General features: G+C 61.6%; 14 protein-coding genes and 1 pseudogene. 7 read left to right on the top strand and 8 right to left on the bottom strand.

Annotated features, from left to right (window positions below; genetic code table 11):
* Positions 1 to 28: 28 nt before the first annotated feature.
* Entirely contained in the window at positions 29 to 1,543 is a 1,515-nt protein-coding gene (gene ilvA, locus ACXX81_RS23910; RefSeq protein WP_209986046.1) for a threonine ammonia-lyase, biosynthetic, read from the bottom strand.
* Positions 1,544 to 1,680: 137 nt separating this feature from the next.
* On the opposite strand from ilvA, the gene rpiA reads away from it, so the two are divergent.
* Positions 1,681 to 2,352 carry a ribose-5-phosphate isomerase RpiA gene (gene rpiA / locus ACXX81_RS23905; RefSeq protein ID WP_231422755.1) on the top strand — a complete coding sequence of 224 codons (672 nt, stop codon included), beginning with the start codon at positions 1,681 to 1,683 and terminating at the stop codon, positions 2,350 to 2,352.
* 57 nt (positions 2,353 to 2,409) lie between these two features.
* Here the strand turns inward: rpiA and ACXX81_RS23900 are convergent, their stop codons facing one another.
* The 4 genes from ACXX81_RS23900 to ACXX81_RS23885 form a co-directional block, all read right to left on the bottom strand.
* Positions 2,410 to 3,324 (bottom strand): SdiA-regulated domain-containing protein, encoded by a 915-nt coding sequence (locus ACXX81_RS23900; RefSeq protein ID WP_209986052.1) that lies wholly within the window; start codon positions 3,322 to 3,324, stop codon positions 2,410 to 2,412.
* Between the two features lie 122 nt (positions 3,325 to 3,446).
* The gene (locus ACXX81_RS23895; RefSeq protein WP_458572496.1) at positions 3,447 to 4,373 is read right to left on the bottom strand and encodes an SdiA-regulated domain-containing protein; all 927 of its coding nucleotides are present in this window, start codon (positions 4,371 to 4,373) and stop codon (positions 3,447 to 3,449) included.
* A 358-nt stretch (positions 4,374 to 4,731) separates the two neighbouring features.
* Positions 4,732 to 5,397 carry a fumarylacetoacetate hydrolase family protein gene (locus tag ACXX81_RS23890; protein ID WP_057006468.1) on the bottom strand — a complete coding sequence of 222 codons (666 nt, stop codon included), beginning with the start codon at positions 5,395 to 5,397 and terminating at the stop codon, positions 4,732 to 4,734.
* A gap of 22 nt (positions 5,398 to 5,419) precedes the next feature.
* Positions 5,420 to 6,814 carry a D-2-hydroxyglutarate dehydrogenase gene (locus ACXX81_RS23885; protein WP_209986057.1) on the bottom strand — a complete coding sequence of 465 codons (1,395 nt, stop codon included), beginning with the start codon at positions 6,812 to 6,814 and terminating at the stop codon, positions 5,420 to 5,422.
* 366 nt (positions 6,815 to 7,180) lie between these two features.
* Here ACXX81_RS23885 and serA point away from each other — a divergent pair, with 366 nt between their 5' ends.
* On the top strand, positions 7,181 to 8,410 hold the full coding sequence (gene serA, locus ACXX81_RS23880) for a phosphoglycerate dehydrogenase (protein WP_057006466.1): 1,230 nt from the start codon (positions 7,181 to 7,183) through the stop codon (positions 8,408 to 8,410).
* Positions 8,411 to 8,476: 66 nt separating this feature from the next.
* On the opposite strand, the gene ACXX81_RS23875 is transcribed toward serA, so the two are convergent.
* A complete protein-coding gene (locus ACXX81_RS23875) occupies positions 8,477 to 8,917 on the bottom strand; it encodes a DUF4399 domain-containing protein (protein ID WP_209986065.1) in 441 nt (146 codons plus the stop codon).
* Between the two features lie 130 nt (positions 8,918 to 9,047).
* On the opposite strand from ACXX81_RS23875, the gene ACXX81_RS23870 reads away from it, so the two are divergent.
* Positions 9,048 to 9,521 (top strand): transporter substrate-binding domain-containing protein, encoded by a 474-nt coding sequence (locus tag ACXX81_RS23870; RefSeq protein WP_231422757.1) that lies wholly within the window; start codon positions 9,048 to 9,050, stop codon positions 9,519 to 9,521.
* A gap of 282 nt (positions 9,522 to 9,803) precedes the next feature.
* On the opposite strand, the gene ACXX81_RS23865 is transcribed toward ACXX81_RS23870, so the two are convergent.
* Positions 9,804 to 10,436 carry a 2OG-Fe(II) oxygenase gene (locus ACXX81_RS23865; RefSeq protein ID WP_209986070.1) on the bottom strand — a complete coding sequence of 211 codons (633 nt, stop codon included), beginning with the start codon at positions 10,434 to 10,436 and terminating at the stop codon, positions 9,804 to 9,806.
* 131 nt (positions 10,437 to 10,567) lie between these two features.
* Here ACXX81_RS23865 and ACXX81_RS23860 point away from each other — a divergent pair, with 131 nt between their 5' ends.
* Positions 10,568 to 11,320 carry a DUF2059 domain-containing protein gene (locus ACXX81_RS23860; RefSeq protein WP_322212134.1) on the top strand — a complete coding sequence of 251 codons (753 nt, stop codon included), beginning with the start codon at positions 10,568 to 10,570 and terminating at the stop codon, positions 11,318 to 11,320.
* Between the two features lie 105 nt (positions 11,321 to 11,425).
* On the opposite strand, the gene bipL is transcribed toward ACXX81_RS23860, so the two are convergent.
* Positions 11,426 to 12,361, bottom strand: a complete 936-nt coding sequence (bipL, locus tag ACXX81_RS23855) for a phospholipase BipL (protein ID WP_209986077.1) — start codon at positions 12,359 to 12,361, stop codon at positions 11,426 to 11,428.
* Positions 12,362 to 12,460: 99 nt separating this feature from the next.
* Between bipL and ACXX81_RS23850 the strand changes: the two are divergent.
* The 3 genes and pseudogenes from ACXX81_RS23850 (at position 12,461) to ACXX81_RS23840 (ending at position 13,897) form a co-directional block, all read left to right on the top strand.
* A pseudogene (locus ACXX81_RS23850) lies at positions 12,461 to 13,031 on the top strand (DUF6436 domain-containing protein).
* 99 nt (positions 13,032 to 13,130) lie between these two features.
* Positions 13,131 to 13,487 carry an EamA family transporter gene (locus ACXX81_RS23845; RefSeq protein ID WP_209986083.1) on the top strand — a complete coding sequence of 119 codons (357 nt, stop codon included), beginning with the start codon at positions 13,131 to 13,133 and terminating at the stop codon, positions 13,485 to 13,487.
* Positions 13,487 to 13,897, top strand: coding sequence for a DMT family transporter (locus tag ACXX81_RS23840; protein WP_209986087.1), 411 nt, complete (start codon positions 13,487 to 13,489; stop codon positions 13,895 to 13,897). The genes ACXX81_RS23845 and ACXX81_RS23840 overlap by 1 nt, the downstream gene beginning before the upstream one ends.
* The last annotated feature ends 3 nt before the right edge of the window (positions 13,898 to 13,900 follow it).

The following is a 13,900-nucleotide window of genomic DNA, read 5'->3' as shown; positions in this document are numbered from 1 at the left end:
TTAAAAGGTTGCGCCTGCAGCGTAGTCGCTAACCGAGGAAGAGTGTGTAGGCCGGGTTCTCGCTTTCATCCCAGTACGGGTAGCCAATCGCCTCAAGGGCCGCCGGCACCAGGTGACGCTCGTCCGCCGGCACTTGCAGGCCGGCGACCACACGGCCGTCTGCCGCACCGTGGTTACGGTAGTGAAACATCGAGATGTTCCAGCGCCCGCCCAGTTTATTAAGGAAGTTGAACAAGGCCCCCGGCCGCTCCGGGAACTCGAAACGGAACACCAATTCATTGCTGACGTGCGCCGCATGCCCGCCGACCATATGGCGAATGTGCAATTTGGCCAGTTCGTTTTCGGTCAGGTCCACCACCGGGAAACCCTGCTGGGTGAGGCTGGCGATCAGTGCGCTGCGCGGGTCGTTGTCCGGGTGCGTCTGCACGCCGACAAAGATGTGCGCCTCGCTGCCGGAGTGGTAGCGGTAGTTGAACTCGGTGATCTGGCGCTTGCCCACAGCCTCGCAGAACGCCTTGAAGCTGCCCGGCCGTTCGGGGATGGTCACGGCGATGATGGCTTCGCGGCCCTCGCCGAGTTCGGCGCGCTCGGCTACATGGCGCAGGCGGTCGAAGTTGACGTTGGCGCCGGAGTCGATGGCAACGAACGTCTGCCCGCTGACGCCGCGGGTCTCCACGTATTTCTTGATGCCGGCCACACCCAACGCGCCGGCCGGCTCGGTGATGGAGCGGGTGTCGTCGTAGATGTCCTTGATCGCCGCGCAGATTTCATCGGTGCTGACGGTGATCACTTCATCCACATAATCCTTGCAGATCTCGAAGGTGTAATGGCCGATCTGCGCCACCGCCACGCCATCGGCAAACAGGCCCACGGTCGGCAGCACCACGCGTTCGCCGGCGGCCATGGCCTCTTGCAGGCAGTTGGAATCGTCCGGCTCGACGCCGATGACCTTGATCTCCGGGCGCAGGTATTTCACGTACGCCGCGATGCCGGCGATCAGCCCGCCGCCGCCCACCGGCACGAAAATCGCGTCCAAAGGCCCAGGGTGCTGGCGCAGGATTTCCATCGCCACGGTGCCCTGCCCGGCAATGGTGTGCGGATCATCGTAGGGGTGGATGTAGACGTAGCCTTGTTCGTCGACCAGCTTGAGCGAGTAGGCCAGCGCCTCCGGGAAGGAGTCGCCGTGCAGCACCACGATGCCGCCCCGGGAGCGCACGCCTTCGACCTTGATCTCGGGCGTAGTCTTGGGCATCACGATAGTGGCTTTGACCCCCAGCACCTTGGCCGCCAGGGCCAGGCCCTGGGCGTGGTTGCCCGCCGACGCGGTGACCACGCCGCGCGCGCGCTCCTCGCTGCCGAGCTGGGTGAGCTTGTTGTAGGCGCCGCGAATCTTGAACGAGAACACCGGCTGCAAGTCTTCGCGTTTGAGCCAGACCTTGTTGTCCAGGCGTTCGCAAAGCTGCGGGGCGATCTGCAACGGGGTTTCTACGGCAACGTCGTAAACGCGCGAGGTGAGGATCTTTTTGACGTAGTCTTCAAGCATCGGCGGCAATCACTGGGCGAGTGGGACAGGACCGATGAGTCTAACCCGGCCTTTGGCCGTACGACCACACGAATCCCGAGGTTTTGTTGGGTTATACTCGCCGCCCTCGATAACTCCCCGCCCGTTCCGGAGCCCGCATGACCCAGGATCAACTCAAACAGGCAGTGGCCCAGGCCGCCGTCGATTTAATCCTTCCCAGACTCGACGACAAAAGCGTCGTCGGTGTCGGCACCGGCTCCACCGCCAACTGCTTTATCGATGCGCTGGCCCTGCACAAGGGCGCGTTCGACGGCGCCGTGGCCAGCTCCGAAGCCACCGCCGCGCGCCTCAAGGGCCATGGCATTCCTGTGTACGAGCTCAACACCGTTAGCGACCTGGAGTTCTACATCGACGGCGCCGATGAGAGCGACGAGCACCTGAACCTGATCAAGGGCGGCGGCGCAGCCCTGACCCGCGAGAAAATCGTCGCGGCCGTGGCCAAAACCTTTATCTGCATCGCCGATGCCAGCAAGCTGGTGCCGGTGCTCGGCGCTTTCCCGCTGCCGGTGGAGGTGATCCCCATGGCCCGCAGCCACGTGGCCCGCGAGCTGGTGAAGCTGGGCGGCGACCCGGTGTACCGCGAAGGCGTGCTGACCGACAACGGCAACATCATCATTGACGTGTTCAATATGCAGATCACTGATCCGGTGGGGCTGGAAACGCAGATCAATGCCATTGTCGGCGTGGTTACCAACGGCCTGTTCGCTGCTCGCCCGGCGGATGTGTTGTTGCTGGGCACTCCTGAAGGCGTGAAAACCCTCAAAGCCTGACACAGTCGCTAAATGTGGGAGAGGGCTTGCCCCCTCCCACATTGGATCTTCAGCGGTTCAAGCGTCCGGTTTCTTGAATACATAAAACAGGTTCGGTTCGCTCACCAGGTACAGGCTGCCCTGGTCGTCCATGGCGATCCCTTCGGCCTGGGGCACGCGTTTCTTCAATCCATGGCGTCCATTGAGCAACGACAAGGTGCTCAATGGGCGACCGTCGATATCCAGCTCCAACACCAGAAACGACTCATCCGACAGCGCCAGCAAATGGCCGCTGCGCTCGTCGTACTGCAGGCTCGACAGGTCGCGCACGAACAGCCCGGCGTCGCGCTTGGGGTTATTGATCACGTGCACCGAGTAGGTTTTTTCCGCTTTGAAATGGGGAAACCCGTGGACCTCGTAGATCAGCATCGGGTCGCGCTCCTTGGCGACGAACAGGCGCTTGCCCACCGAGTCGTAGGCCAGGCCTTCAAAGCCCTTGTTGCTGCCCATGTGCACGCCCAGGGTCATTTGCTCGGCGTCGGCCGCGTCGAGAAATTGCGTGTCATCGTCCACGTGCACCTTGATCAGCCGTTGCTGGCGCTCATCGCTGATCACGTAGATGTTGTCGCTGATGAACTCCACCGCCTCGGCATCGCCAAACCCTACCAGCGCAATACGCCGCAGGATCCTGCCGTCCAGGGACAGCTCGATCAGTTCGGCGTTTTTGTTGGTCACGGTAAACAGGCTTTTGCGCACCGGGTCGTAGGTGAGCGCCGAGACATCGTCGTCCAGGCCCTCGATTTTCTGCGCTTCGAGGGTGACCTGGTAGTCGTTCAGGCCGATGGAGCGCTGGTCGGCCGGCTGGCGCCACACTTGCCAGTTGAACCAGGCCCGTTCGAACAGGCGAAACTGCTGGGCGACGACCACGCCGGCCACCAGGGCGATCAACAACAGGATGAGAAAAGCAGGTTTGGGACGGGCAAGTCGACGCATCGGGGCGGGCTCGGAGAAAAAAACTGGCGAATAGATATCAAGTTCGCCTGAATTTAAACTTAAACGCGCCCGGCTGTCTGGCGAATGCCGTTTACAGGGATCAAACCGACGCAATCCGCCGGTTATTGATGCTTTTCGAAACGGTAGAACAGGTTGGGCTCACTGACCATGTAGAGGTTGCCCTCGTCATCCATGGTCACCCCTTCGGCACGGGGAATGGTGTTCTTCAGGCCGTTGAAACCACCGAGCAGGGTCATGAAGCTGACTTGCTTGCCATGCTCGTCCAGCTCCAGCAGCAGGTGCGAGTCGGCTGACAGCACCAGCAGGTGGCCGGTACGCGGGTCGACCGCCAGGGCCGAGAGGTTGCGTACATCCAGTTCGTTGCTGCTCAGCTTCTGCTTGGCGCCGACCAGGGTCTGGCTGCCATCGCTTTTCCAGGTGAACAGCGCAGGCGGGCGCTCTTCGCCGAGCACCAGTTGCTGGTTGCGCGGGTCCCAGGCGACGGCTTCAAAGGCCTTGTTCTGGTCCTTGGACGGGCCCAGGTCATAACTGGGGAAATCGGCTTTGTTCAGCGCAGTGGTACCCGCATCGATCCTGACGATGGTAAGGCTGTGCTGACGCTCGTCGACCACGGCGATCAGGCCGTTTTCCATCACCGTCACGGCTTCCGGGTTGTTCCAGCCATTGAGCGGCATCTTGCGCAGAACGTCGCCTTGCAGGCTCAGCTCGACCAGAAACGGGTTCTTGCCCATCACCGAAAACAGCGTTTTGCTGTGCGGATTGTAGGAGACGTCCGACGCCTCATCCCCTTCCATCCCGGGCAGCAATTTGGCGTCGACCACCGCGTGATAGTCCGGCAGCCAGATGCTTTGCTGGCGTTCTGCCGGGGATTCGAAGCGTTCCAGCACCCACAGCACGCCCCGGTCGTCCCAATGCATGGCCCAGGCCACGCCATACAGCACCGCAGCGGCCAGGAATACCCAGGAATACCAGCGCATGAAACGGCGGGGGCGAAGCGTGGATTTGGAGGTAGGCAGAGGCACGGCCATGGGTCGCTTTTCCGGAAAGTCAGCGGTAGGGAATAGCACAGGATGCGAAGGGCTGCGCGTTAGAAGCGAGGATTATCCAGACGGCGTGTGAAAAAAATGCAAAGACGGTAATGCTGTGGCGAGCGGGCTTGCCCCGCGTTGGGCTGCGCAGCAGCCCCAAAACTATGCGCTGCGCAGTGTCAGGTGTACCGCGCTTTTGTTGATTGGGGGCGCTTCGCACCCCAACGCGGGGCAAGCCCGCTCGCCACAACAAGCGCGCTTGTCACAACGGGCGCGCTTGCTACAGAGGCTCCGGTTTGCTGCACGACAGCGTTAAGGCGAAGATTTGCGGAGCCTCCCACAGGTTTTGACCAAGCTTTTAGCGAACGACGCTTTCGAAGCGGGTGCCGCCCGCCAGTTCCAGCACCAGTTCATCGCCCACATTCAGCGGGCCCACGCCGGCGGGAGTGCCGGTGAGGATGACGTCGCCAGCCTGCAGCGAGAAGCAGCCGGCCATGTGCTGGATCATCGGGATGATCGGGTTGAGCATCAGCGCGCTGTTGCCGTCCTGGCGCACTTCGCCATTGATGGTCAGGCGGATGCCGATGTCGGTGACGTCCGGGTACGTGCTGCTTACCACGAAGGGGGCAATCACCGCCGCGCCGTCGAACGACTTGGCGATTTCCCAGGGCAAACCCTGGGATTTGAGTTCGGCCTGCTTGTCGCGAAGCGTCAGGTCCAGGGCCGGGGCGAAGCCGGAGATGGCGTCCAGCACTTCTTCACGGTTGGGGTTGTTGGACAGGGGCTTGCCGATCAGCACCGCGATTTCCGCCTCGTAGTGCACCGAGCCGCGCTCGGTGGGGATGGCGAAACCGCCCTCCAGCCCGACCACGCAACTGCCCGGTTTGATGAACAGCAGCGGTTCGGTGGGCACCGGGTTGTTCAGTTCCTTGGCATGTTCGGCGTAGTTACGCCCGATGCACACCACTTTGCCCAACGGGAAGTGGATATTGGTGCCGTCGATATACTTGTGCTGGTAGCTCATGGAACGACTCCTTCAGGTGCGTTTAAACAGCGAAGATCTTGCCGGGGTTCATGATCCCGTTCGGGTCGAATACCGCTTTCACGGCCTTCATGTATTCGATTTCAACCGGTGAGCGGCTGTAGGCCAGGTAATCGCGCTTGGTCATGCCCACGCCGTGTTCGGCGGAGATCGAGCCGTTGTACTTCTGCACGGTTTCGAACACCCACTTGTTCACGGTGGCGCACTTGGCGAAGAACTCATCCTTGCTCAGGTTTTCCGGCTTGAGGATGTTCAGGTGCAGATTGCCGTCGCCGATGTGGCCGAACCAGACGATTTCGAAGTCGGGGTAGTGCTCGCCAACGATCGCATCGATTTCCTTGAGGAAGGCCGGGACCTTGGAGACCGTCACCGAGATGTCGTTCTTGTACGGCGTCCAGTGGGAAATGGTCTCGGAGATGTACTCGCGCAGTTTCCACAGGTTATGCAGTTGGGTGTCGCTCTGGCTCATCACGCCGTCCAGCACCCAGCCCTGCTCCACGCAGTGCTCGAAGGTTTCCAAAGCATGGTTGGCGACGTCTTCGGTGGTGGCTTCGAATTCCAGCAACGCGTAGAACGGGCAATCGGTCTCGAATGGGGCGGGCACGTCGCCACGGCCCATGACCTTGGCCAGGGCCTTGTCGGAAAAGAACTCGAAGGCGGTCAGGTCCAGCTTGCCCTGGAAGGCGTGCAGCACCGGCATGATCGAGTCGAAGTCGGTGGTGCCCAGGACCATGGCCGTGAGGTTTTTGGGCGCTCGGTCCAGGCGCATGGTGGCCTCGACCACAAACCCCAGGGTACCTTCGGCGCCGATGAACAGCTGGCGCATGTCATAGCCGGTGGCGTTCTTGATCAGGTCGCGGTTCAGTTCCAGCACATCGCCCTTGCCGGTGACGACCTTCATGCCGGCCACCCAGTTGCGGGTCATGCCGTAGCGAATCACCTTGATTCCGCCGGCATTGGTGCCGATGTTGCCGCCAATCTGGCTGGAACCGGACGAGGCGAAGTCCACCGGGTAATACAGGCCGTTTTCCTCGGCGACGTTCTGCAATTGCTTGGTGACCACGCCCGGCTGGCAGACGGCGGTGCGGTCGGTGAGGTTCACGTCGAGAATCTGGTTCATGTAGTCGAACGACACCACCACCTCGCCATTGGCCGCCACCGCCGCCGCCGACAGCCCGGTACGCCCGCCGGACGGCACCAGCGCGACCTTGCGCTCATTGGCCCAACGAACGATGGCCTGCACCTGTTCGATGGTCTTGGGAAAGACGATGGCGGTGGGCGCCGGGGCGAAATGCTTGGTCCAGTCCTTGCCGTAGGTTTCCAGGGAGTCGGCATCGGTCAGCACCTTGCCGGGCTCAACCAGGGTCTTCAGCTCATCAATCAGGGCAACCTGGGTCATCGACAGAACTCTCGAACAATTCATGGTCATCCTGAGAACGCTTCACGTCGCAGGAATAGGTGTTTAGCGGGGTGCGTATGCTAGCATACCGCCCCCGCAGGACAGACCCAAAGGGCGTTTCTGCGGTGACGGCTTTCCTGCCGTCCGGGTCAGCTCTGTGCCCTGATTTACCAATACGTTTCTGTTTGGCGAGTGGCTGTTGTCGTCAGGCAAGGCGCCGCGACGACTCATAGCTGGCTATGGGGAGGAGCGGCAACGCAGCATGACGGCAACAGACGCCGTCAAACGGGAACAGTATTGGTGAATCAGGGCATATCCGGCTATTCGATTCCCTGCCATTTTTCTCCGGGATACAGGTTTACGCAGATGAGCAAGACTTCTCTCGATAAGAGCAAGATCAAGTTCCTTCTTCTGGAAGGCGTCCACCCATCGGCCGTCGACGTCCTGAAGGCCGCCGGGTACACCAGCATTGAGTACATCACCAGTTCTCTGCCGGAAGCCCAACTGAAGGAAAAGATCGCCGACGCGCACTTTATCGGCATTCGCTCCCGCACTCAGCTGACCGAAGAGATCTTCGATCACGCCAAGAAACTCGTGGCGGTCGGCTGTTTCTGCATCGGCACCAACCAGGTGGATCTGAACGCTGCGCGCGAGCGCGGCATCGCGGTGTTCAACGCACCGTACTCCAACACCCGTTCCGTTGCGGAGCTGGTGCTGGCCGAGGCCATCCTGCTGTTGCGCGGTATCCCCGAGAAGAACGCTTCCTGCCACCGTGGCGGCTGGATCAAGAGCGCGGCCAACTCCTTCGAGATCCGTGGCAAGAAGCTGGGCATCATCGGCTACGGCTCGATTGGTACGCAGCTGTCGGTGCTGGCCGAAGGCCTGGGCATGCAGGTGTTCTTCTACGACACCCTGACCAAGCTGCCATTGGGCAACGCCACTCAGGTGTCGAGCCTGAACGAGCTGCTGGGCATGTCCGATATCGTCACCCTGCACGTACCGGAAACGTCCGAGACCCAGTGGATGATGGGCGAGAAGGAAATCCGCGCAATCAAGAAAGGCGGGATCCTGATCAACGCCGCGCGCGGCACTGTGGTCAAGCTGGACGCCCTGGCCGACGCGATCAAGGACAAGCACCTGATCGGCGCCGCCATCGACGTGTTCCCGGTGGAGCCGCGCTCCAACGACGACGTCTTCGAAAGCCCGCTGCGTGGCCTGGACAACGTGATCCTGACCCCGCACATCGGCGGTTCCACCGCCGAAGCCCAGGCCAACATCGGTCTGGAAGTGGCCGAGAAGCTGGTCAAGTACAGCGACAACGGTACCTCGGTGTCGTCGGTGAACTTCCCGGAAGTGGCCCTGCCGGCTCACCCTGGCAAGCACCGCCTGCTGCACATCCACCAGAACATTCCAGGTGTGATGATGGAGATCAACAAGGTGTTTGCAGAAAACGGCATCAACATCTCCGGTCAGTTCCTGCAGACCAACGAGAAGGTCGGCTACGTGGTGATCGACGTCGATGCCGAGTACTCGGACCTGGCGCAGGAGAAGCTGCAGCACATCTCCGGCACTATCCGCAGTCGCGTATTGTTCTGACGTTTCACGCCGCACAAAAAATGGGAGACCCGCAGGGGTCTCCCATTTTTTTTAGCCGAACAACGCTTACTTGACGTTAACGGTGATGACCTTGGACACCACGGTCGGGTTGAACTGCATGTGCAGCTTGTCGCCCGCCACCAGTTGCAAGGTGTGCTTGCCCGGGGTGAGGGTCAGTTCGGTTTCGGTCTGGGCCTTGCCGTAATGGATCACGGTGTCGGTGGCCGGGATCGGCAGCTTGGCGTCCGGCAATTCCTTCTGATCGATCAGCAGGTGATGGTGACCGGTGCCGGCGGCCTGCTCGGTGGCCGGGGCCAGCGTCAAGCCTTCCATGCCGAACTTGACGGTGAAGGTCTTGTCGACGGTGGCGCCGTCCTTGGGCGAGACGATAAACACCTTGGCACCCTCAGGTGGAGCGCTGCGCGGGATGCCGTCAGCGGCGCCAGCCAACATCGATGCACCCAGCAGCAGGCTGGCCAGGGCGGTACGAGACATAAGGGCTTTCATTCGCTTCTCCAGTTTTGTATGAAATCTGTAGGTTCAGGACAACTTCGCGACATATTGCTGTCCAAGGCACTCGACACCCTGACAAAGCGATGCTGATCGGCGCCTCGCACATTCGAATCTAGGAGTGACCATGCGCTTCTCGCCTGGCCTGTTACTGTTGCTACCCCTCTTGAGTCCCTTGGCTCACGCCGAGTTGATCGACGATATCAACGATCGCGGTGAACTGCGCATCGTCCTGCAAGCCAATACGCCGCCTTACAACTTCAAGGACGGCGACAAGCTCACCGGTTTTGAAGTGGAGCTGGGCGAACAACTGGCCAAGGAGATGGACCTGCGCCCCTCGTTCATCACCACCGATGACGCCGACATGCTGTCGGGCGTGGAAACCGGCAAGTACGACGTGGCCATCAACCATATCGCTATGACTGCCGAGCTTGAGGATCGTTTCGATTTCAGCGAGGCGTACAGCGAGAAACCCGAGCTGGCGATTCCGTTTCAGAAGGGCAACCCGGCGTTCAAGGTGAGCCTGGACAACGCGTTGCATCGGGTGAAGGCCGATGGCCGGTTGAAGGCGATGTGGCAGAAATGGTTAAAGCCTGAGTAACACACGGTGAATGTGCAAGGCGCTGGAGCCTCTGTGGCGAGCGGGCTTGTTGTGGCGAGCGGGCTTGCCCCGCGTTGGGGTGCGCAGCGCCGCCAATCAAGGAAAACGCGGTGTGCCTGACACTGCACTGTGCATGATTTTGGGGCTGCTGCGCAGCCCAACGCGGGGCAAGCCCGCTCGCCACAAAGCCCGCTCGCCACAAAGATGTGGTTACCTGAAATTTCAAGTTTTGAATCAGCACATTATTTTTTGATAAGCGCTGGGTCCCGGCCGAGTCAATGCTTAGAAAGGCTCATTGCCCCGCCGGCGAAACCAGCCCGTAAGCGACAGCCGTTCGCGCGTGGCGGGCAACACTTCGTGGGGCACTTCGCCCGACAGGAACACCACCAGGCTGCCGCCGGTGGGCACCACATCGTGTTCGGTGCCGCCCTTGAGGTACATGCGCAACTGGCCGCCGTGCTCGGGCAGCCAGGCGTCATTCAGGTAGATAACGGCCGATACCATGCGCCGATCATCGTCGCGAAAACGGTCTACATGCCTGAGATAAAACGCGCCGGGCGGGTACATCGCAAAATGGCTTTCGAAATCTTCCAGGCCCAGGAACAGGCCACGGTTCATGGCCAGGCGCAGGCTGTCCATCACGGCCATGTAAGTGTCGCAGACGGCGGCGTCGCCCTCCTCCAGCCACTGGATATGGTCACCGCGAATCCCCTCACGAATCTCCTGCGTCGGGCCTCGCCCCACGGCCGCAGGCGCCAGCTCACCTTCGGCCGCACGTTTACGGCACTCAGCCGCCAACTCCAGGGTCAGAACCTCGGGCAGGAAAGCGTGCTGCTGCGACCAGCCTTTTTCGGCCAGGTCGTCGACAATGCGTTGCAGCAAGGGGTGATCGAGGGGTATTTGCATGGCGCGCATAGTATCCATACGCCTGGGAATTCGACAGCGCCGTCGAGCGACTGAACACACTTTAGTCAGGTGACTGATAGGACTTCTCGACAAATCCTACGCCCGACACGGACAATAGTGGCCGACTGACAGGAGTCCTTATGCGTCGTTTGTTTTTTTCCTTGCTGATGTTCTGCGTGTTGCCCGCCTGGGCAGACAGCCATGACCAGTTGTACAAGGTTGCCGGCTGGGCCGAACAACGTGCGCATTTCAATGACGCCCTCAGCGCCGCCCAGCAGCGCTACCGCAACAGCCTGCCGCCGGCGGTGTACCAGGCGCTGGTGGACAACAGCAACAAACGCTTCGCCGCCCAGGCCATGGACCAGCGGGCCGAGGCGCAATTGCGCAAGCACCTGGCCGACCCGCAACCGGCGCTGAGTTTTTTCCAGTCGCCGCTGGGCCGCAAGATCGTCGCCGCCGAGTTGCTCGCCACGCGCCGTGACCAACTGGCGAAAAACGCCCAGGGCCTGCCGAAAATCCAGGCCGACGCCACCCGCAGCCTGATCATCGGCCACCTGGCCCAGGCGTTGCCCGCCCGTGAAGCCGGTGCGGAAGTCAGCCTGGCGATTGCCGGCGTGGCGGCCGACAGCCTCAGCCAAATGATCCCCGGCTTGCTCGGCGGCGGGCAGGCCCAGGGCATGTTGAACGGCCAACGCGAACGGCTGATGCAGCAGATCGATAAGGACCTGTACAACACCTTGCTCTACGTCTATCGGGATTTGTCCGACCCGGAGCTGGAAGAATTCGCGACCTTTGCAGAGTCACCGCAGGGCAAGGCGTATTACCAGGCGGCGCTGGCGGCGATCCGGGCAGGATTGGCGGTGGGCCAAAGCACTTCAAGCCTGGCACCGTAAAAAATGTGGGAGGGGGCTTGCTCCCGATAACAGAGTGCCAGTCGACACCAAGGCGACTGATGCACCGCTATCGGGAGCAAGCCCCCTCCCACATTGCGAGCTGGATTACTTCAGGTGGTCCGTCAAATAGCGGAAGTACGCTTCGCGAATCGGCGCAATCTCATTGGCCAGGTGATGCCTCCCCTTGGCCAGCATCAGCACCTCGGGTTGCTCGAACTTGCTGCGCAGCACCTGCAGGTTGTGCTGCCAGTCTACCGTCATGTCTTCCTCGCCCTGCACAATCACCACTCGCCTTGCGCTGCGTGGCGCCGCTTCGATGCGCTTGATCCATTGCACCAGCGCTCCCACCCAGGCGGTGGGCAGTTGCCGGGGTTGCAGCGGATCGGCTTCAAGAAACGGTTTGAATTCGGGGTCGTGGGTGTTCTCGCTGAACCGCCGCGCGATGCCTTTGACGAATGGCCGCAGCAGGTAATAGCTGAGCTGCGACCAGCCCCAGGCGCGCGGGCGCACCAACGGGGACAGCAGCAGGACCTTGCCCTGGGCCGGACTGTCGGCGCCGTGGCTGAGCAAGTGGTCCACCACCACCGCGCCGCCGGTGCTTTGCCCGAACAGATGCCAGGGCTGCGGCAAGTGCAACGCCTGGGCCTGCTCGAACAACCCATGCACGACGTGCTGATACACCGCGAAATCATCGATGCTGGCACGCGTGCCGCTGGACAGACCGTGCCCGGGCAGGTCGCAGGCGATCACCACAAAACCCTGTTCCAGCGCCCAGTCCACCACATGCCGATACAGCCCCATGTGGTCATAGAAGCCATGAAACAAAAACATCGTCGCCACCGGCACCGGCGGCCACCATACCTGCGCCACCACCTCGAAGCCGTCCACCTCGAAGCGCCCCAGACGGCTCACCACCTTGCGCGAAGGCAAGTCGAGCCCGTAGAAACGCTGGTACACCCGCGCCTCGGCTGACAGCGGTTGCGCATCCACCAGCGGGCGCAGACTCGCGCGCAGGTGATCGGGGTCAAAGGTGACAGGCATAAAGGGTTCCAGACTCACGGTGAAGATGAAGATCGAGCTGCGATATTCATCTGTCGAGGCAGGCATGGCAAGCTACGCGACCCTTGAGGATCGATCCGAATGCGACAGCCCTACCGTTCCGCCCTGTTTGCCGGCCTGTTGCTGGTCCTCTGCACCGGCGTGCTGTGGGCGGCGTATGCCTGGTTTCAGGGCCGCTACCTGCGCGCCTTCAGCGCACACACGGCGGTATTCTCTGGCGATGCGCTGCGCCTGCCCGCCGAACTTGCCGGCCCCGGCCCGATTCGCCTGGTGCACTTCTGGGACCCGGCCTGCCCGTGCACGGTCGGCAACCAGCAGCACCTGGGCGACCTGATCGAGCACTACGCGCCCAGGGGCCGTGCAAAAGCCCGGCAGCCATGGCCAGTTGCCCGCCAACCTGCTGGCGCTCAAAGCCCTCGACGCGCTGCCCGGCGCCGAGCAGATACCGGCCAGCCCGGCCGTGGGTATCTGGGACCGCAGCGGCAAGCTCGCCTATTTCGGGCCGTACAGCGAAGGGCTCACGTGCAACGCCAGTAACAGTTTTATCGAACCGATCCTGCAGGCGCTGGAGGACGGCCGCGAGGTCAACGCCACCCACACCCTCGCGGTGGGCTGCTATTGCTCGTGGAGTTCGGCCCCTGTTGCGCCCTGAACAGGCAACCTGAACGTAGGCTGTTGCGCCGGCGAACTTCGAAAACCGCGGCGTCCGGCTGCGGTATGTTGGCCGCTCCCAGACCACCGCACAGACCCCATGAGCCAACTGACTTTCATCCTCTGGATTCTCAACGTCATCGTTGATACGTCCGGCCAACTGGCCTTCAAGGCCGCCGCCACCCACAGCGCGGAATTTTCCGGCATGGCCCACTGGCGCCACATGCTGGCGCGCCACTGGTTCTGGATCGGCATCGGCCTCTACGTGATCGAGTTCGTGCTGTGGCTGGCCTTTCTGTCGCTGGTGCCGTTGTCGGTGGCGGTGATGCTGGGCTCGTTCAATATCGTGGTGATCATGATTGCCGGTCGCCTGTGGTTCAAAGAAAGCCTGACCAAATGGCGCTTGATCGGCATCCTGCTGATCGCCCTGGGCACTGTCGTTGTGGGGTTCGGCTGATGAAACGTTTTTATATCCTTGGTTTTCTCTCGCTGATCTTTTTCGACACCCTGGCCCAGGTCAGTTTCAAGTACGCCTCGATCCACGCCGAACCCCTGGCGATGGATGTGGCCTGGCTGGTCCGCGTGTTTGGTCACCCCTGGATCTACGGCGCGTTTGTCGGCTATATCGGTGCGTTCTTCACCTGGATGACCTTGATGAAACACGCGCCCATCGGCCCGGCGTTCGCGGCGTCCTACCTGGAGCTGATCAGCGTGACGCTGGTGTCGGTGTGGCTGTTCAACGACACGCTGACCCTTCCCAAGGTCATCGGCGGCCTGCTGATCGTGGCGGGCATTCTGTGTCTGGCGCGCCAGGAAAGCCCCGAGGCCAAGACGGGCGAGACGGCGCTGGAAACCTCGCCCTCCTGAGGG

The sequence above is a fragment of the Pseudomonas sp. GNP013 genome, from assembly GCF_054343995.1.
The sequence above is the reverse complement of the archived record's forward strand: the minus strand, read 5'-3'. Positions and strand labels throughout refer to the sequence as shown.

Bases quoted from the DNA above. Each gene is read 5' to 3' on its own strand.
- ACXX81_RS23845 (WP_209986083.1), top strand. From the start codon at position 13,131: ATGAGCCAACTGACTTTCATCCTCTGGATTCTCAACGTCATCGTTGAT.
- ACXX81_RS23865 (WP_209986070.1), bottom strand. From the start codon at position 10,436: ATGCGCGCCATGCAAATACCCCTCGATCACCCCTTGCTGCAACGCATT.
- serA (WP_057006466.1), top strand. From the start codon at position 7,181: ATGAGCAAGACTTCTCTCGATAAGAGCAAGATCAAGTTCCTTCTTCTG.
- ACXX81_RS23840 (WP_209986087.1), top strand. From the start codon at position 13,487: ATGAAACGTTTTTATATCCTTGGTTTTCTCTCGCTGATCTTTTTCGAC.
- ilvA (WP_209986046.1), bottom strand. From the start codon at position 1,543: ATGCTTGAAGACTACGTCAAAAAGATCCTCACCTCGCGCGTTTACGAC.
- ACXX81_RS23860 (WP_322212134.1), top strand. From the start codon at position 10,568: ATGCGTCGTTTGTTTTTTTCCTTGCTGATGTTCTGCGTGTTGCCCGCC.
- ACXX81_RS23870 (WP_231422757.1), top strand. From the start codon at position 9,048: ATGCGCTTCTCGCCTGGCCTGTTACTGTTGCTACCCCTCTTGAGTCCC.
- ACXX81_RS23885 (WP_209986057.1), bottom strand. From the start codon at position 6,814: ATGACCCAGGTTGCCCTGATTGATGAGCTGAAGACCCTGGTTGAGCCC.
- ACXX81_RS23890 (WP_057006468.1), bottom strand. From the start codon at position 5,397: ATGAGCTACCAGCACAAGTATATCGACGGCACCAATATCCACTTCCCG.
- ACXX81_RS23900 (WP_209986052.1), bottom strand. From the start codon at position 3,324: ATGCGTCGACTTGCCCGTCCCAAACCTGCTTTTCTCATCCTGTTGTTG.
- ACXX81_RS23875 (WP_209986065.1), bottom strand. From the start codon at position 8,917: ATGAAAGCCCTTATGTCTCGTACCGCCCTGGCCAGCCTGCTGCTGGGT.
- bipL (WP_209986077.1), bottom strand. From the start codon at position 12,361: ATGCCTGTCACCTTTGACCCCGATCACCTGCGCGCGAGTCTGCGCCCG.
- rpiA (WP_231422755.1), top strand. From the start codon at position 1,681: ATGACCCAGGATCAACTCAAACAGGCAGTGGCCCAGGCCGCCGTCGAT.
- ACXX81_RS23895 (WP_458572496.1), bottom strand. From the start codon at position 4,373: ATGGCCGTGCCTCTGCCTACCTCCAAATCCACGCTTCGCCCCCGCCGT.